The sequence below is a fragment of the Prosthecobacter sp. genome, assembly GCF_044232965.1.
In the GTDB taxonomy this organism is placed as follows: domain Bacteria; phylum Verrucomicrobiota; class Verrucomicrobiia; order Verrucomicrobiales; family Verrucomicrobiaceae; genus Prosthecobacter.
In genome coordinates this window covers 1-17,622 of record NZ_JBIIKX010000023.1, presented here as the reverse complement: position 1 = coordinate 17,622, position 17,622 = coordinate 1, and the positions used below count along the sequence as shown (strand labels likewise).

Here is a 17,622-nt window from a genome sequence, read left to right as displayed (position 1 = left end):
GTGTGTTGGCGGGAGATTTTGAGTTCATGGTGGGGGAGGCATTGAGGCTGAGTGTCACTCGAAGTAGGCCTTGATGACGTATTGCGATACCATGCGCTGGGTATTGAAGAAGGAGCCGTTGAGCGAGATGCAGTGGCGCATCACGTCGGTGAAACGGTCGCGATCGCGGTAGAACAGCGGAACCACGACATGCTCCAGCTTGTCATAGAGCGCGGCGGCATCACACGCGGTGCGATCGGGATGGCCTCGACCCATTTTGCAATCCTCCCCGATGGCCCAGCCGGTCTCGCCTTCGATCCAGCCTTCGATCCACCAGCCATCCAGAATGCTGAGACTGGGCACGCCGTTGAGCGCGGCCTTCATTCCGCTGGTGCCGGAGGCTTCGAGGGGCGGCTGCGGCGTGTTCAGCCAGACATCGACACCTGCAGTCACGAGCTTGCCGAGTTCCAGATCGTAGTTGGGCAGATACACCAACCGGATGTCATGCCCGAGACATTCTTTCACGCGAATGATCCGCTGGATCGCCTCTTTGCCTTGGTAGTCGTTGGGGTGGGCCTTGCCGCCGTAGATGATTTGCAACGGCCCGATTTTGGCGGCGATGTGCTTGAGGCGGCTCACGTCGCTCACCATTAGATCACTGCGTTTGTAAGCAGTGGCGCGGCGTGCAAAACCAAGCGTGAGCACTTTCGGATCAAGAGTCACGCCGGCATCCTGGCGCACGCGCTCAAGCAGTCGCTGCTTGGCGGCGACATGCGCCTCCCAGATTTCCGTCAATGGGAGGCTGTGGGCAAAGCGCAGGCTGAAATTGTCCGCGCGCCAGCCGGGGATGTGGCGGTCAAACAGCGCTTGAAACGATGGTGATGTCCACGTCGCGGCATGCACGCCATTGGTGATGGAGTCGATCTTGTAGTGGCCAAACATCAACTGCGAGGTCTCGGCATGCTTTTTGGCAACTCCGTTGATGTAATGGCTGAGATTGAGGGCGAGAAAGGTCATGTTCAGCGTGCCTTCGCAGCAGAAAACCTCCTTCATGTTGGCCACTTCTTCGCGACTCAGCACGCGCATGGCGAGATCGAGCGGGAACTGATCGTGACCGGAGGTAACGGGCGTGTGCGTGGTGAAGACGCACTGACGGCGCACGGACTCCACGTCGTCGTGATTGAAGGTGCGGCGGCCGGCCTTGCGGGCCGATTCGTCGAGCAATTCCAACCCGAGCAGCGCGGCATGGCCTTCGTTCATATGATAACGGATGAGCGCGTTGAAGCCCAGCGCACGCAACATGCGTACGCCGCCGATGCCGAGCACGACCTCCTGGCAGATGCGGTAACACGCGTCTCCACCGTATAGAAAATGTGTGAGCGCACGATCCCAGTCGGAGTTTTCGGGAAGGTCGGTGTCGAGGAAGAACACCGACACGTTAAAGCCGCCCGGCGCCTTGGCTTCATATTTCCAGGCACGCAGGCAGACGACTCGGCCTTCGATGGCGACGGTGACGCGCGGCGTTTGTTCCTCCAGATGCTTGTCAATGTCCCAGTCGCACGGCTCCTCGCGCTGCCAGCCGCTGGCATCGATCTTTTGACAAAAGTAGCCTTTCCGATGCAGAAGCGTGACTGCCACCATCGGCACCTTCAACTCCGCTGCAGAACGCACCGTGTCGCCCGCCAGCACACCCAGCCCGCCAGCATAGGTCGGCATGGCGGAGTCGAGCGCGATTTCCATGGTGAAGTAGGCGACAAGTACTTCATTCACGGCGAGGACACTGGTTCCGTCTCAAGGAGAGACGCCTTGGCGAGCAACTGCGTGACCTCGGCATCCGTGGTCTGCGAGAAGTCTTCATACCACCGACCGACACCGCGAAAATCCTCCGGCTTGATGAGGGCGACCAGATCATCGACGATGGGGGCCAAATCAGCGCAGGAGTCTGGAGCCGCGGTTGGCACGGCAATGATGATTTGTTTCGGGTGCTGTTGTCGGAGCGCCTGAACCGCGGCGCGGATGGTGGAGCCGGTGGCGATGCCGTCATCAACCAAAATGACGGTTCTTCCCTTGATCTCCGGAGCGCCGGTGTGCCCACGATAGGCCAACTCACGCCGGTGCAACTCCTTCAACTGCACGGTGGCCTCGGCCTCGAGAGCAGCGCTCGGGATGCCCATGGCGCGCATCACCGCATGATGTATCACCTGCACGCCACCGCTGGCGATCGCACCCATGGCGAGTTCCTCATAGCCCGGCACGCCGAGTTTGCGCACCACAAGCACATCCAGTGGCACATGCAGTTTCTTCGCCACCTCATAGGCCACTGGCACACCGCCACGCGGCAGCCCGAGCACGATCACGTCATCACGATCCGCGTACTTCACGAGGGCCTCAGCCAGCTGTTTCCCAGCATGCGCGCGATTTCTAAAAACCGGGCTATTCATGCGGCCTCCTCCCTTTGGGCTGAAATGCCCATGTGTTTGCTGAACCAGTTCGCGCTGATCTGCGCCACCTGTTCGAGCTTGCCAGGTTCCTCGAACAGATGTGTGGCACAGGGCACGATGCGGATATCTTTCTCACAGTGCAGTTTTTCATAAGCTTCATTGTTCAAACAGATGACCATCTCATCATAACCACCGACGATGAGGAGCGTAGGCGCCCAAACTTGGCGCAGAGCATTGCCCGCGAGGTCGGGGCGTCCGCCACGCGAGACCACAGCAGCGATTCGGCCACCAAGTTCCGCCGCCGCCATGAGCGCGGCGGCAGCACCAGTGCTTGCACCAAAGTAGCCGACTTTCAGGCCACGCGTTACGGGTTGGAGTTCCAGCCAGCGCGTGGCCCCGATCAGCCGCTGGGCCAACAGATCAATGTCAAAGCGCAGAGCACCAGTGATGGCATCCTCCTGCTCTTCGGTCTGTGTAAGCAGATCAAACAACAGGGTGCCGAGACCCGCTGCCTGAATGACTTCAGCGACATACTGATTGCGTGGGCTATGCCGACTGCTGCCACTGCCGTGGGCAAAGAGCACCACGCCGGGCGCATCAGGCGGCAGATCAAGATATCCCTCCAGTTCTGCGTAACCGGTGGAAATCCGCACCGCTGTGCGCCGTGATTTTGTAAAAGTGGCGGGTGCGGCGCTCATAGTTGTGATGACTCGTCGGCGGCCAATCCGCCGCCACATTCGGTTGTCTCAAGGTCAGCCAGACGCTTCTGGCGGACCACTTCCTGAGTCCGCAGTTCTTCGTCCGCCGACTCCCCTTCTTCAGACAGAGACATCGGTGAGGAATTCCGAATGGACGCGACTTTCCCCAGATGCGGGCCGTTGACGAGCCCCTCCTGCTCCAGACGCTCCTCCACTTGGCGGCTGTAGCGTGTCCATGGCACAGCTCGCAACCTGGCCGCTGGAATCACTTTGCCTGTCTCCTCGCAGATGCCATAGCATCCTTCCAAGATGCGGCGCATGGCGGCATCCAGCTCGAAAAGAGCATCCTGCTCATGGCTCAAAATGCCGAGGGCCAGGTCATGATCAAACTCGTCCGTCGCGCTGTCGGCCATGTCCATGCTGTGCGGCTCAATAGTCTCCGACGCTTCGGCGATGTGAATGTCCCGGTCAGCCAGCAGGCGGTCGCGGAGTGATTGAAGTCGTTGGTAGTGCCACGACCAACGAACGGGCACGCTCATTGCGGAGGAAACGGCTGCTGTTGTTTTCATGATGCTACTCCATGCCGGGTTCCATGGCCGCCCCATGAGTTTCTTTCGGTTCCGGCACCTCGGTCATGGTTGCCTCGGTGAGAAGCAGCACGCTGGCCACGGAGACGGCGTTCTCCAAGGCGATGCGCACGACCTTGGTGGGATCGATGATGCCAGCCTCAATGAGATCGACATAAACATTATGTGCGGCGTCAAAGCCCTGGTTGCCCGTGCCCTCGCGCATCTTGCTGACCACCACCCCATCGTCTGCGGCGGAGTTTTCGGCGATCTGCCGCGCCGGGGCCTCAAGGGCGCGCTTGAGAATGAGCAGGCCGGTGCGTTCATCACCTTCGGCAGCGGCGGCTTCGCGCTCCACGGCGTCGATGGTGCGCAGCAGCGCGAGCCCGCCGCCCGGCACGATGCCCTCGGCGATGGCGGCCTTCGTTGAGCTGATAGCATCATCAAAGGCATCCTTGCGCGCCTTCATCTCGGACTCCGACGGCGCACCGACACGCACCACCGCGACGCCGCCGCTGAGCTTGGCCAGGCGTTCCTCCAGTTTCTCGCGGTCGTAGTCGGAGGTCGTGTCTTTGATCTGCGAGCGCAGTTCATTGCAGCGTCCCTTGATCGAGGCTTTGCTCCCTTCGCCGCCGACGATGGTGGTGGTGTCCTTGGTGACAACGACGCGTTTCGCACGGCCAAGATCGTGCAGCGTGACTTTTTCCAGTGTCATGCCCAACTCCTCGGAGACCACCTTGCCTCCGGTGAGGATGGACATGTCCTGCAGCATCGCTTTGCGGCGGTCTCCAAAGCCCGGGGCCTTCACCGCCACGCAGGCCAGCACGCCGCGCAGCCGGTTGACCACCAGCGTGGCCAGCGCCTCGCCTTCCAAATCCTCCACCACCAGCAGCAGCGAACGCCCGCTCTTGGCGATCTGCTCCAGCAGCGGCAGCAGATCCTGCATGTGAGTGATCTTGCGTTCGGTGAGCAGAATGAACGGCTCATCGAGCACGGCCTCCATTTTTTCCGGGTTGGTGACGAAGTAGGGCGAGATGTACCCGTGGTCAAACTGCATGCCCTCGACCACCTCGACCGAGGTCTCGGTGGTCTTCGCCTCCTCCACGGTGATCGCCCCCTCGGGGCCGACCTTCTCCATCGCATCGGCAACGAGTTCTCCCATGGCCGGATCATTGTGGGCTGAGATCGTCGCCACCTGGGCCTTTTCTTTTTTGCTTTCGACCGGACGCGACAAAGCACGCAACGCTTCGACCGCCACCCTCAGTCCACGGTCCAGTCCGCGCTTGAGATCCACCGCCGAAGCTCCGGCGGTGACATTGCGCACGCCTTCTGCAAAGATGGCATGAGCCAGCACGGTCGAGGTGCTGGTGCCGTCACCCACGGCTTCGCCGGTGCGCTCGGCGGCCTGGCGGATCATCTGCGCGCCGAGATTTTCCTCGGGATCCTTCAAGTCGAACTCCTTGGCAATGGTCACACCATCGTTGCAGACGAGCGGTTTGCCCCACTTGCGCTCGATGAGCACGCTCTTGGATTTAGGTCCGAGCGTGACGCGCACGGCATCTGCCAGAGCCTCCGCACCACGCAGAATTTTCTCGCGGGCGGCGGCTCGAAACATCACTTGTTTATGTGCCATGGGTCAGACTTTTGTTAATGGTGTGTCCGGGCGTTGAGCCGGCACGAAGACGGATGGGGAAATGATGGGGCATGGAATTCACGGAGGGAAATCAGCAGGCGACCTCGAACCCGGCCGCCTCCGCCCCATGGCCCCATCATTAATTGGTCTCGCAGCTTACTGCACCTTGACCTCGATGGTCTTCAGCTTGGCCTTTTCATCCTTGGGCAGATGCACGGTCAGCATGCCATCCTTGAACTCGGCCGAGACTTTCTCACCGCTGACCGCTTCAGGCAGAGTGAAACTGCGGAGGAAACTGCCATACGAGCGTTCGATGCGATGGAACTTCTTTCCTTTCTCTTCCTTCTCGCTTTTGCGCTCGCCGGAGATGGTGAGCTCCCCGTTCTCCACGCTGACTTTCACATCTTCCTTCTTCAGTTCCGGCAGCTCGGCTTTGACGAGGTACTCGTTGGCGTCCTCGCTGATGTCCACCAGCGGGGTCCACTGGGCGACGGTCATGGCTTCCTTCTCGCCGTTCCTCGACGGCCAAGTCAGGCCGAAGAGACGTTCAAGACGGTTCTCGAAGTTGCCAAGTTCGCGGATGGGATTCCAGGTTGTTAATGCACTCATGATGTTTGTTTTTTTATGGTTTGGTGGCGGATTTTGATTTGGGCCGGTGAAAGCTGCCCGCCTTGGCAACGGCACCGGAAATGCAGGAATGAAATGGCGGGGACTGAGTTCACCGCGCCCGTGCTGTTTTTTTGGTGTTCGCCGGCTGGCTTTTGGCCGAGCCATTGCCCGTGGGCGCGCTGGCACGCTTGACCACGGCTTTGGCAGCACCAGCCGCTTTGGCTGCGCCGGCAGATTTGGTATTGGCGACAGGTTGCTGGCCACGTTTGCCAAAAAGCTGTTCCTCGGCTTGCAGCCAGAATTTGAGATCCTCGCCTGGAGGGCAGTTCGCCTGCTGCCAGAGGTGATAAGCCAGCATGCTGGTTTCTTCGAAGCGATGTTCAGTTCGATGAGGGGGTATGGAGTTCATGGGAGTTTGGTGTTTGGGTGAGGAGAAATCAGCCGTTGATGCCCCAGTAGCGTGGAGCGGAATAGAACTCCCGCCCGAAGGGCTCCTCCCGATGGCACGTGTCCGGGGTTTTGTGGCGGATGAGCTGCAAGGCAAAATCGAGGTCCAGACGCCGGTCAAAGTCCTCATTGCACATGAACTCAGTCTGCCAGGATTCCGCCACCCGCTTCAGATGGGAGCAGAGCGGCCCAGGGGTGCTTTCAAACTCCATTTTCTCACCATGCAGGGCGACCAGGATCGGGCGTATCTCCCCCTGCTCCCCCAGACTTGAGTTCAGCCAATGCTTGATGTGATCCGGCAGCGGTTTCACGTCCGAGGCGGAGACGATGATCACATCCGCCGCCGCGGCCGCACGGATGGACATGGAGCGTAAATCCAGCCTTTTCAGGTGCTCAAAGCTCCATGTGATCGGGCAGACCCGCAGCTCAGAACCCAGGGAGAACTTCAGCCATTCCAAGGCCTCCTGTGCGCGGATGCCTGCGATGAAATCGTCATGGATGGCGACGATAGACAAGGCGGGCTTGGATGCCTTGATGGTATGCCTGCTCAGCGTGGGTAAAGTCGCGGTGTGTTGCATGACGGCGATGATGCCGAGACACGCAAAAACTGACAATGGGCAGAGCCCCCCTGCGTTTCTCAGTAAACGGCTGACATTGTCTAAGAACATCGGCAGGGAATCATCTGTGTGATAGACTGCCTTCACCTCCCGGTTGTTACCGGCTGCCATCATGCCACGCGTTCCGCGCTACCTCAAAAACATCGCCTGCCTCGAGTCCCTGTGGAACGAGGACTTGGAGAGCCGTCTGAGCGTGCTGCCCATCCTGGAATTAACGGTGCGCGTCACCGACGTCAAATACGTCTATCTCACTTGCAACACCAAGGCGGAGCTTCGCTACAACCTCAGTCTCCTCGGCAGGAAGCGCACTTATGGCATTCTCATGCTGGCCTTCCACGGTGACCCTGGAAAGATCGAACTCGCGGAGCATGTGACCATCTCACTCGAAAGCTTGTCCACGATGATGGGCCGGAAATTCGCCGGCTGGGTGGTTCACTTTGCCAGTTGCAACACCGTGCAGACCGACCCAAAACGGCTGGCGCGTTTCGTCGCCGAAACCCAGGTCGCGCTGGTGACGGGCTTCACCCAACAACTGGACTGGACGGAGGGCGCGGTGATGGACCTGCTGCTGCTGCGCTGGCTGCAGGACTACCGTGATCTCAACGCGCTCTGGAAACACCTGCAAAAGCGCTATCCCGACCTCATCGCCACCACTGGCATGACCGCCTTCCCCATGACCTGAGCAGTCGCGCCGCAATGCGCCTCAGGGCAGCCTCAGCAGAAAGATCTCTGCCTCAGGATAAGTGGCGGCGGCACGTGCTGCCCAGGCAGGGTCACGAATCACGATCACGGCGGTCATGACGCCAAACGATGGCAGAGTTTCGCCAAGCGGCAGATAGCGGACGCCAGACGGGTCATCCTCCATTTCCTTTTGGTTGGAACGCGCCACATAGGCATAGCCATCGTGGTTGAACTGCTGCGCCAGCGCCGTCACTCGTTCATCTGGCCGGACCGCGTCCGCATCACCTCCTGTCGGCTCCGGGACGATGATCAGGAAGTTTCGGTACGGCGGGGGCCGGTCTTCATCAAGAGTGGCGGTGTGGTTGGCAAACGCCTGAGGGGCCTGCTTCATCTGTGGGGAGGAAACGAACACGACTCAGCAGGGCGAACCGGGAGAACTTGCCACCTCGTCCAGCGTTTGGACGACCAGGGTGTCATGAAAACGCCTCAAGCTTTGCTCCAGCGACTGGCTGAGCGATGGCATTGGATCGCCAAGCCAGCGGTACACGCCGCTCATGTCGAAACCCACCTGCACCATGATCCAGCTCTGCTGGTGGCTGATGGGCTCAAACCTCACCGAGCCGAAACCAGGATGGGGTGTTCCCTGAACGCTCTTCCAGGTGATGAACTCAAAGGGAACCTGGTCACAGACCTGCGCCTGCCACGCAAATTGATCGAACAAGGTTTGAACGCGCCAGGTCATGCGGCTGCCATCACCAAGCTCAGGCAGATGCGTGCCCCGCATGAAATGCGGCACCTCATCAAACCTGGTCCAGGCATCGTAGGCCACAGTGAAAGGCACCGGCACCTCGATGGACATGATCAGATAAGATCCATCTTCGTCGCTGACCGTGCTGCGGACGAGATTCGCCCCGTTGAGATGGGCGGCCGGCCCCTCGTGCTTGATGGGCGGCGGAGGCGCCATCTCAGAGGCTTCCGCCTGCCGTTTGATCGGAGACGGAACCCTTCTCAGCAGCATCCTGGTCTTGCTGCGATGTGCCGGCACATGCCGGCGCTTGAGAAGGTGATGCCTGCGCTTGCGCAGCGGGTGGTGTCGTTTCGTTTTCATGGAGGCTGGCAGTGTCAGTGCAGGCAGCATGGGGGCCGGGATGTTGGGTTCGGGGGCAAGGGGTCCATGCCCTGCTCCGCGCCTTGGATCTCCGAAAGACTTTCGGCGGACTGACCCACCGGATCCGCAGGTGCGTTCCCGTCATTGACGAGACCCTTCAGCCAACGGCCGTTGAAGAGCGAGTCCAGGCGCCGGGCATAGTCGCCCAGGTTATACGCACGGAATGGATAACAGTTGGCCCGGGCCGTCGTCATGCGGGCGTGGTGTTTGACAGGGCAGGACCCGGCGGCTTCCCCCATGAGCTGCTGCCGGAGACGGGAACCGCTCATGGCTCCCCTTCCCCCGGCTGTGGTTCGTTTGTTTTCATGCGCCCGATGCTAGAAGCCTCAGAAGCACGGGCAATGCGCAGACGATCCCGATAGATGTCAGGAAATGGCTGAGACAGTCTTGGCAGATCCGCATGGTGCCGGCTGCCACCTCAACCGAAACACTTCACACCTGCTCCCCGACCCAGCGCACGGCGTAGTGGATTAGTTCCGTGCCGTTCTTCAGCCCGAGCTTCTCTTTGATGTGACCGCGATGCGTGTCCACCGTCTTGAGGCTGATGTGCAGTTCCTGCGCGATCGCACGGTTGTCCTTGCCCTGGCCGGTGAGGCGCAGCACTTCGAGTTCGCGGTCCGTGAGTTTCCCCACCGTCGAGGTGCTCTCTGAGGAGCGCGGGCGGGAGAGCGCGTCGAGGATGGCCGCCGCCGTGCGTTCGCTGGCATACACCTGCCCGTTTAACACCTTGGTGATGGCATCCCGCATCTTGTCCGGGCCTTCCTGCTTCATGATGTAACCACGCCCGCCGGCACGCAGCACCCGCTCGGCATAAAGCTGCTCGTCATGCATGGAGATCACCAGCACGGGCAGTGTCGGCTGCATGGCGTGCACGTCCTGCAGCAGTTCCAGCCCGCTCTTGCCGGGCAGGTTGATGTCCATCAGCACGAGATCGGGATGCAGCTTTGAAATCGCATCAAAGGCGTCGCGGGCGTTGTCCGCCTCGCCGCAGACGACGAGGCCGGGGACGGCTGATGCGATGCGCACGAGCCCGTCGCGGAACACGGGATGATCATCGACGATGAATACTTTTTTGGCCGGATGGCCGGATGCTTTTTTAGCCATGGGTTGGATGGGTTGAGGGTTGCGATGGCGGAGTTGGAATGGTGCAGATAACGGTGGTGCCGATGCCGGATTGATTGCGTTGGATGTCAAGCATGCCGCCAATGATGTCAGCGCGGTAATTCATGATGCGCAGGCCCATCCCACGCTGCTTGGGGTCCGGCTCGGCGATGCCCTTGCCCTTGCCCTTGCCCTTGCCCTTGCCCTTGCCCTTGCCCTTGCCCTTGCCCTTGCCCTTGCCCTTGCCCTGGTCCTTCACGGAAAGCACGGTGTGGTGAGGGTTGGCGGAGAGTTCAATGTCGATCTCCTTCGCCAGCCCATGCTTGACGGCGTTGGTCACCGCTTCCTGCGCGATGCGGTAGAGATGCGTGGCCGTGGTGTTGTCCGTTTCGATCGCGGGCGGGCATTTGCAGCGACAGTTGATCCGGAACATGTCACTCGTGCGCGTGGCCAGCTCTTCCAGTGCGGCGATGAGTCCGCCCGACTGCATCGCCACGGGATGCAGCCCGCGCGCGAGCGAGCGCGTCAGCCCCAGGGCATTTTTGAGCAGGCTGGTGATCTTTTCGGCGCTTTCCGCCTCGGACGACTTCTGCTTGATCAGGCTCGTTTTCAGCAGGTCGCTCAGCAGCCAGATGCCCGCAAGCTGCTGGCCCAGATCATCATGCAAATCCTGGCCGATGCGCTGCTTCTCGTGCTCGCTGATGTGCAGGATCTCTTCTTCCAGCCTGCGGCGCATGACCACCTCCTGGCGCAGCCGGGCATTGGCCAGTTGTACCTCCCTGGTGCGCTCCTCCACACGCCTCTCCAGCTCATCATTCAGCCGTCGGATCACCTGCTCGGCCCGTTTGCGCTCGCTGACGTCCACATGCGCGACGACGACGGAACGCGGGCCGTTGCCGGTGAAGGGCGTGACGTAGCCGACGAACCAGCGCTGCAGCTCGGGCGAATGGCAGGCGTATTCCATGCTGAAGCGCGGCAGCGCCCCGCTCATCACCTCACGAATGCCCTCGGCGAAACGTGCTGACTCTTCGACACCGTCACCCGCGGCGGCATCACACACATCAAGATAGTTGGCACCGACTCCGCAGGTGTTGCCGAGCGCGCCATTGATCTCGGTGAAGCGCGTCCATGCCTGGTTGGTGCTGAGAATTTTGCCGTCGGAATCAAGCACCGCCAGGCTTGCGGGCACGGCTTCCAGCGTGGACTCGGCAAACCGGCGCGCCGCGAGAATCTCATCCTCGATCCGCACCCGGTCGTTGATGACCTCGGCGAAGATGATGATGCCGCCGATCTCGCCCTTCGCATCATACCAGGGTCGGATTTCCCACTTCACCCAGTCGAGGGTGCCATCGGCGCGGAGAAACTGGTCGCGCTCGCAGCTCTCGGTCGCACCGGCGAGACAGCGCTGGTGAATCTGCCTCCAGCGCTCAGGGAGCTCCGGGAAGACCTCATAGTGCGATCTGCCGGTGAGATCGCCCGCATCGAGGCGGAAATCCTTCGCCCAGCGGTCGCTGACCACGAGGTAGCGCATCTCCCGGTCAAACATCACCACGGGGGCCGGCGTGTGTTTGATGAACAGGCGCAGTCTCTCCTCGCTCGCTAGCAGGGCCTGCTCGGTTTGTTTGCGGTCGGTGATGTCCTCCGCGATGCCCACGATGCTGCGAACCGTACCGTTTTCATGGTAGCTGGTGGTGGCCGTGGCGCTCACCCAGATCACACAGCCATCCTTGCGGACGCAGCGCCGCTCCGACTCGTAGGAGGGGGCCTCACCTTGCAGTATGCTGGCCACCCTCTCCCGGCTGATCACCACATCCTCCGGATGCGCGAGACTGACGGGCGACATGCCGCCCAGGAGTTCCTCACGGCTGTAGCCGGTGATGGCGCAGAAGCGGTCATTGACCCGGGTGAAGCGCCCATCGACCCCCAGTTCGACCGTTCCGACGCCGACGTTCTCAAAGAAGCCACGGAACCGTGCCTCGCTCTCCCGCAGTGCCGCCTGGGCCTGTTCCGCCTTCTGCCGGGCAGCGATGGCGTCTTCCATCAGGTTGAGCGCCGCCATGTGGGACTCGCGCAGCGCCTCATTGGCCTGGGTGAGTTCCACCGTGCGCTCGTTCACGCGGCGCTCGAGTTCCGCGTGGGAGCGGGCCAGCGCCTCCTCGGCGGCGGTGAGCCGGGCCTGCTCTTCGATCCGTGCCAGCGCGCGCCGCACCACCGTCGGCACCATCGTGATGAAGTTCACGTCCTTGACCAGATAATCGAGCGCCCCGCGCTTCATCATCTCCACCGCCACGCGCTCGTCCCCCTGGCCGGTGATGATGATGAACGGCAGGTGGTCGTGAAAGCCGTCCAAGCGGTCGATCAGCTCATTTCCCCGCAGGCCCGGCAGCTTCAGGTCCAGCAGCACCAAGTCGGCCTTGTGATCCTGCATCCAGGCGCTGGCCTCCTCGCCGGAACGGGTGGTGACGGCGTGATGACCGTCCCGGTGCAGTTCACACGCGATGAGCCGGGCAACTCCCGGATCATCATCCACCACAAGGATGGTCGCTGGCGTGTGAGGGGCGGTCATGGCTTGCCGTTGATCTCGGGAACTTTCACAAGAGAGACGAACATGCCGAGCTGGGCGATGGCCTCGGCGAACTTGTCATAGTCCACCGGTTTGACGATGTAGCTGTTGCAGCCCAGCAGATGGCAGCGCTCGATCTCACGCGGGTCATCCGTGGTGGTGAGCATGATCACCGGCAGCTTGCGCAGGGTGGCGTCTTCTTTGATCTGCCGCAACGTCTCCACGCCGTCCACCTTCGGCATGCGGATGTCCAGCATGAGAAGATACGCCTTGTTGACCAGGCGATGCGGGCCGGGACCGCGGCGGAAGAGGAAGTCCAGCACCTCCTGGCCGTTCTCACAGCGCTGGATGGTATTGTGCAGCCCGGCGCGCTTGAGACTTTTTTCAATGAGCCGTGCATGGCCCAGGTCGTCGTCCGCGATGATGATCACGACTTCTTGCGTCATATTCATGGCTTGGTGGGGGTGTCTGCGGTCAGCGAGGGGTTTGATTTCATGGAAGCAACTGCTGAAGCCGCAAACTCCACGCGATAACGCGGGGGCTGGCCGGCTTGGGCGAGGAGATCGTTGATTTCCTTCTTCAATTCGATCATGCGCAGCTCACGGTCCACCATGGCGCGGTTGAAGCGCTCCAGTTCGTCATACTTGGCGCTCAGTTCGGTGTTGCGAAGACGCAGCTCCTCCTCCGCGCATTTGCGGTCCGTGATGTCCCTGGCGATGCCGCTGATCTGGTGGGGGCGGCCATCCTTGCGCCCGAGGACACTGCCGCGATCCGTGATCCAGCGAATCTGCCCCTCACGGTTAAGCACCCGATACTCCACGCGGAAGGTGTCCGACTCATCGCTGATCCAGCGATGAAATGCAGTGTGGACAGCCTCCAGATCATCAGGATGAATCGCCTTCATCCATGCTTCGTTGTCGGCATAGACGTCAGCGGCCGGGACCCCCCAGATCTTCTCGAAGGCAGGGCTGACATAGGTCACGCGCGGCGGATCGAGCTCCATGAACCAGAACACCTCGCCGATGCTTTCCGCCAGCATGCGGAACTTGGCCTCGCTGGCGCTGAGCGCCGTCTCGGCATCACTCTTCTCCGTGATGTCGAGCATCGCCGTCTGGAACCAGGTGGCCTGCCGCCCGGCCGCGTGCTGGCGGCGGGTGGCGAACTGCACCTTCCGCTCAGCGCCATCCCTGGGCTGCAGCCGCAGCATGGTGATGACTTGGCCGGGGCTTAAACGGCTCTCCCACAGGTGCTTCAACCAGGCCTTGCGATCCGGCGCGGCAAGGTGCGGCAGGAGGGGCAGGCCCAGCATGTGCGCCGTTGACCAGCCGAGCATCTGGCTGGCGGTCTGGTTGATCTCGCGGATGCAGCCCCTGGCATCCAGGGTGAGGTAGCCCACCGGGGCTTGGTCATAGAGATCGAAGTAGCGATGCTGGGTCTGCTCCAGCTCGACACGGGCCTCGCAGAGCTGCGCGTTTTGCAGTTCCAGCAGGTTTTGCTGCTCCTGCATTTGATCCATCAGGCCGACAGCGCTTTTCACGCCCGCCGGGGCCGCCCGTTTTTTGGCGGACGCACGCGGCTTGGCGGTCTTGCTGGCGGCACGTTTCATGGTTGCTCCGGTCTGGCAGTCACATCCTCCAGCGCCAGCAGGATGAGCGGCGGTTGGCCGGCCTCAGGCGCGAGACGCCGCGCATTGAGCAGCAGCGTCTTCCGGCCGATGCCGGGGAAGTCGTGCTCGATGCGAAAATCCTGGAAGGTGGATTTCTTGGGCAGGATTTTTTCCAGCAGCTCCCGCAGTGGCGGAAGGTCCCAGGCGCGATCGATCACATCGTAGATGAACCTGCCCTGGCAGCTGGCCGGCGTGGTGCGGAACAAGCTGTAGTAGCTCTGGTTCGCGCTCTTCACCCGCAGGTCAGCGCTCAGAATGAGCAGCGGCTCGCGCACGGTGGCCACAATGGCTTCGGCAAAGCCGCGCGCGGCTTCCGCTTCTGCGAGGGTGCGCTTCACGGCGTCGATGTCCTGCAAGGTGAGCACGACGCCGTTGATGCGGCTGTCCGCCGTCTTGTAGGGGCGGATGCGCAGCGCATACCAGCGGCCGTCGAGGTCCTGCACGTCCAGCTCCTTGACGTTGAGGGTTTCGATCACCTCGGTGATCAGCTCCTGAAGATTCGGGAGGTTGAGCTTGATTTTGAAGTCCGAAATCGGGCGGCCGATGTCGGCGGCGATCAGGTTCAGCACCTTCACGGCCCGTGGCGTGTAGCGGCGGATGCGGAGGTCGTTGCTGAGCATGAGGATGGGGATGTCCACGCTGCTGAAGAGGTTACCCATGTCATCGGTCAGCTCCTGCAGCTCGACGTTCCGGTTCTGCAGCTCGTCATTGAGCGTGATGAGTTCTTCATTGGTGGATTGCAGTTCCTCGGTGGCCGTCTCCATCTCCTCGTTGGTGCTTTGCAGCTCCTCGTTGCTGGAGAGGATCTCCTCGTTGGCGGCACGCAGCTCCTCGTTGGCGGCGTCCTGCTCCTCGATGATGTTTTGCAGCGAGAGCTTGGTGGCGTCCAGCTCGTCGCGCAGTTGCTCCAGCTCGCGCTGGGCGGCGGTGGTGCGCGAGGTCTGGCTCTGCCTGGAGGCGGGCAGGTTGACGGCGGCGGTCTCCTCGAAGAGCACGAGGAAGAACAGCTCGTTGAAGTTCGGCATCAGCAGCGGGATCACGCGCACGTTCACCGTGAGCATGCGGCCGTCGTGACGGATCTGAATGCCGTTCTTTTCAGCGTGCCGCCTCTGCTTGCCGGCTTTGGCGACAAGCGGGCGCAGCTCCACGGCGAGGCCCTGTCGCGCCATCTTGAGCAGGTTCAGGCTGGCCTCTCCTGGAGTGTTTTCCAAGAAGGGGCCGGTGCGTCCGCGAAATTGCAGGATCTCCATGCTGGCATTCACCACCACGCCCGCGGGCGCGAACTGGCTGAGCACGACGGCGTCCGCCTGCTTGCGGATTTCCCCGAGCATGGGCTCCACCGCCATGCGGACGTTCCCCTGCGGCAGGCCGCCGCCTTTCGCATGGACGGCGGTGAAGCGGGCGAGCACGCGGCTGTGACGCGTGTGGGAGAATTTCTTTTCGTAGATGCGGAACTTGGCGTCGGCGACGGCGAACAGGTCGGCAAATCCACCGATGGACTCCGCCGTGCCCAGCACCAGGTAACCGTGCGGTTTGAGGGCGTAGTGGAAGACCGGCATCACCTTTTTTTGCAGCGCGGCATCGAAGTAGATGAGCACGTTCCGGCAGGTGATGAGGTCCACATGCGAGAAGGGCGGGTCCTCGATCACATTCTGCCGTGCAAACATGCACTGGTCGCGGATGGCTTTGTTGATGCGGTAGCCTCCGTCCGCTTTGGTGAAGAATTTCCGCAGCCGCTCGGGCGAAACCTCGTCTTTGATGCGCTCAGGATAAAGACCGGTGCGTGCGCGGCTGATGACACTCTCATTGATGTCCGTGCCAAACAACTGGACCGGGCAGCGCACGCCCGCCTTTTCCAAAAACTCCACCAGCGTGATGACCAGCGAGTAAGCCTCCTCGCCCGTGGAGCAGCCTGCCACCCAGAGCCGGATGGGGGCGTCGTCCTGCCGGCTCTTGAGGATCTTGGGAAAGATCTTCTTCTTGAGCAGGTCGAACATCTTCGCATCGCGGAAGAAGCCGGTGACACAGATGAGGATGTCCTGAAACAGCGCCTCCACCTCCGTCGGATTGCCGCGCAGGCAGGCCGCGTATTCCTTCAGTGTGTCGAGCTTCTGCAGCACCATGCGGCGGCTGATGCGCCGCCGCAGCGTGGCGGGTTTGTAGTGGGAAAAATCCACCCCGCTGTGCGTGCGCAGCAGCGTGCAGATTTGTTTGAATTCGTCACCGTCGATCGGCAGCAGGCCGCTTTTCTCCACCCTCTGCTCCGGGAGAAGATGCGGATGATGACCGACCCTGACCAATTCCGCGGCCATCTCGTCCGGTGGCAGAATGTAATCCGCACAGCCGCTAGCGCCTGCGCTCGACGGCATGCCCGCATATTTGGCCGAGTCCTCATTCTGCACAAAGGTGATGCCGCCCGCCGCCTTGATCTCCTCCAGCCCCAGCGTCCCGTCCGAGCCCGTGCCGGAAAGCACGATCCCGACGGCCTGCCCGCCCTGGTCAGCCGCCAGCGTGCTGAAGAAATAATCCACTGGCGCGTGCAGATCCCCGCCATTCCCGCGCGGGAGCAGCCGCAGCGTGCCCTGCTCGATCCCCATCTTCTTGTTCGGCGGGATCACATACACCTGGTCCGGCCTCACCACCGATCCATCCCGTGCTTCGCTGACCGTCATCGCGGTCGTGCGTGACAGCAGGGCGGTCAGCGCGCTCTCATGCGTGGGGTCCAGGTGCTGCACCAGCACGAAACCCATGCCTGTGTCAGGCGGCAGATGCTTGAGCAGTTGCGTCACCGCCTCCAGCCCGCCCGCCGAGGCGCCGATGCCGACGACGGGAAATGATTCCTTCCGCCCATGTCGGGCTTTGACAGCAGCCGGTTTGGACCGCTTGGGCTGGGGGGGGGCTTTTTTTCATGATCTCCATGAATCGCTACGAGAAAGGGGTGCTTTTGCAAAAGCCAATGAATAGCGTGGAATCATTTCATGCCATGGAGATGCACATTTAAAACTCAAACTCACGCCGCCATGCTAACCACGCGCCAGCTCCTCACAACACGGGAGGGGCACTTTGCATGTCAGCCAACGGCTGAGACAGCGTGCGAGTTTTCTCTGAGACAGCACGCTCAGGAGTGCTTGCCGTCAGGTGCCGTCGCCGCCTGCTCTTTTCGCACCTTTCGCATGTGGCGGTAGCCGACCAGCCGGCCGAGCTTTTCATCCCAAAGGCGAAGTGGAAGAGACTTCAAGCTGGAGAAGAGCGTAATCGGCCTGACCTCGTGAAACATCGGGTCGGCCTTGTGGCAGCGCTCCAGGTTGTAGTTGGGGATGCGCGGGCTTAGCAGCCTGTTGAAAAACCTCTCCTCCTGGGTGATGAGAACAACCCTGCATGTTTGAGCAACGCCAAACCAAGCAACGCCAGCAGGAACTCTGGATAGTCGCCGGAGAACTTCCCGCAGCCACC

At 61.5% G+C, this 17,622-nt stretch carries 16 protein-coding genes and 1 pseudogene; 1 reads left to right on the top strand and 16 read right to left on the bottom strand.

Annotation, left to right across the window (positions count from 1 at the left end; genetic code table 11):
* Nucleotides 1-54 precede the first annotated feature (54 nt).
* From glgP to ACILSI_RS11895, 8 genes are all read right to left on the bottom strand, one after another.
* Nucleotides 55-1,749 carry an alpha-glucan family phosphorylase gene (gene glgP / locus ACILSI_RS11930; protein WP_395722106.1) on the bottom strand — a complete coding sequence of 565 codons (1,695 nt, stop codon included), beginning with the start codon at nucleotides 1,747-1,749 and terminating at the stop codon, nucleotides 55-57.
* On the bottom strand, nucleotides 1,746-2,420 hold the full coding sequence (locus tag ACILSI_RS11925) for a phosphoribosyltransferase (RefSeq protein ID WP_395722105.1): 675 nt from the start codon (nucleotides 2,418-2,420) through the stop codon (nucleotides 1,746-1,748). The genes glgP and ACILSI_RS11925 overlap by 4 nt, the downstream gene beginning before the upstream one ends.
* Nucleotides 2,417-3,118 (bottom strand): dienelactone hydrolase family protein, encoded by a 702-nt coding sequence (locus ACILSI_RS11920; RefSeq protein WP_395722104.1) that lies wholly within the window; start codon nucleotides 3,116-3,118, stop codon nucleotides 2,417-2,419. Before ACILSI_RS11920 ends, ACILSI_RS11925 begins: the two co-directional genes overlap by 4 nt.
* A complete protein-coding gene (locus ACILSI_RS11915) occupies nucleotides 3,115-3,687 on the bottom strand; it encodes a TraR/DksA family transcriptional regulator (protein WP_395722103.1) in 573 nt (190 codons plus the stop codon). Before ACILSI_RS11915 ends, ACILSI_RS11920 begins: the two co-directional genes overlap by 4 nt.
* A 4-nt stretch (nucleotides 3,688-3,691) precedes the next feature.
* The gene (gene groL / locus ACILSI_RS11910; RefSeq protein WP_395722102.1) at nucleotides 3,692-5,317 is read right to left on the bottom strand and encodes a chaperonin GroEL; all 1,626 of its coding nucleotides are present in this window, start codon (nucleotides 5,315-5,317) and stop codon (nucleotides 3,692-3,694) included.
* Between the two features lie 156 nt (nucleotides 5,318-5,473).
* Nucleotides 5,474-5,926: an Hsp20/alpha crystallin family protein gene (locus ACILSI_RS11905; RefSeq protein WP_395722101.1), complete on the bottom strand. Its 453-nt coding sequence runs from the start codon at nucleotides 5,924-5,926 to the stop codon at nucleotides 5,474-5,476.
* Nucleotides 5,927-6,035: 109 nt separating this feature from the next.
* Nucleotides 6,036-6,335: a DUF2934 domain-containing protein gene (locus ACILSI_RS11900; RefSeq protein WP_395722100.1), complete on the bottom strand. Its 300-nt coding sequence runs from the start codon at nucleotides 6,333-6,335 to the stop codon at nucleotides 6,036-6,038.
* Nucleotides 6,336-6,363: 28 nt separating this feature from the next.
* Nucleotides 6,364-6,951 (bottom strand): hypothetical protein, encoded by a 588-nt coding sequence (locus tag ACILSI_RS11895; RefSeq protein ID WP_395722099.1) that lies wholly within the window; start codon nucleotides 6,949-6,951, stop codon nucleotides 6,364-6,366.
* 151 nt (nucleotides 6,952-7,102) lie between these two features.
* Between ACILSI_RS11895 and ACILSI_RS11890 the strand changes: the two genes are divergently transcribed.
* Nucleotides 7,103-7,672 carry a DUF6642 family protein gene (locus ACILSI_RS11890; RefSeq protein WP_395722098.1) on the top strand — a complete coding sequence of 190 codons (570 nt, stop codon included), beginning with the start codon at nucleotides 7,103-7,105 and terminating at the stop codon, nucleotides 7,670-7,672.
* A gap of 21 nt (nucleotides 7,673-7,693) precedes the next feature.
* Here the strand turns inward: ACILSI_RS11890 and ACILSI_RS11885 are convergent, their stop codons facing one another.
* From ACILSI_RS11885 to ACILSI_RS11850, 8 genes and pseudogenes are all read right to left on the bottom strand, one after another.
* Nucleotides 7,694-8,062, bottom strand: a complete 369-nt coding sequence (locus ACILSI_RS11885) for a hypothetical protein (RefSeq protein WP_395722097.1) — start codon at nucleotides 8,060-8,062, stop codon at nucleotides 7,694-7,696.
* Between the two features lie 24 nt (nucleotides 8,063-8,086).
* Nucleotides 8,087-8,779 carry an SRPBCC family protein gene (locus ACILSI_RS11880; protein ID WP_395722096.1) on the bottom strand — a complete coding sequence of 231 codons (693 nt, stop codon included), beginning with the start codon at nucleotides 8,777-8,779 and terminating at the stop codon, nucleotides 8,087-8,089.
* Nucleotides 8,780-9,271: 492 nt separating this feature from the next.
* On the bottom strand, nucleotides 9,272-9,943 hold the full coding sequence (locus ACILSI_RS11875; protein ID WP_395722095.1) for a response regulator: 672 nt from the start codon (nucleotides 9,941-9,943) through the stop codon (nucleotides 9,272-9,274).
* Nucleotides 9,936-12,506, bottom strand: a complete 2,571-nt coding sequence (locus ACILSI_RS11870) for a PAS domain S-box protein (RefSeq protein ID WP_395722094.1) — start codon at nucleotides 12,504-12,506, stop codon at nucleotides 9,936-9,938. Before ACILSI_RS11870 ends, ACILSI_RS11875 begins: the two co-directional genes overlap by 8 nt.
* A complete protein-coding gene (locus tag ACILSI_RS11865; RefSeq protein ID WP_395722093.1) occupies nucleotides 12,503-12,949 on the bottom strand; it encodes a response regulator in 447 nt (148 codons plus the stop codon). The genes ACILSI_RS11870 and ACILSI_RS11865 overlap by 4 nt, the downstream gene beginning before the upstream one ends.
* Before the next feature lie 2 nt (nucleotides 12,950-12,951).
* A complete protein-coding gene (locus tag ACILSI_RS11860) occupies nucleotides 12,952-14,109 on the bottom strand; it encodes a PAS domain-containing protein (RefSeq protein WP_395722092.1) in 1,158 nt (385 codons plus the stop codon).
* On the bottom strand, nucleotides 14,106-16,988 hold the full coding sequence (locus ACILSI_RS11855; protein WP_395722146.1) for a chemotaxis protein CheB: 2,883 nt from the start codon (nucleotides 16,986-16,988) through the stop codon (nucleotides 14,106-14,108). The genes ACILSI_RS11860 and ACILSI_RS11855 overlap by 4 nt, the downstream gene beginning before the upstream one ends.
* 299 nt (nucleotides 16,989-17,287) lie before the next feature.
* Nucleotides 17,288-17,622: pseudogene (locus ACILSI_RS11850) on the bottom strand (hypothetical protein); the annotation flags it as partial.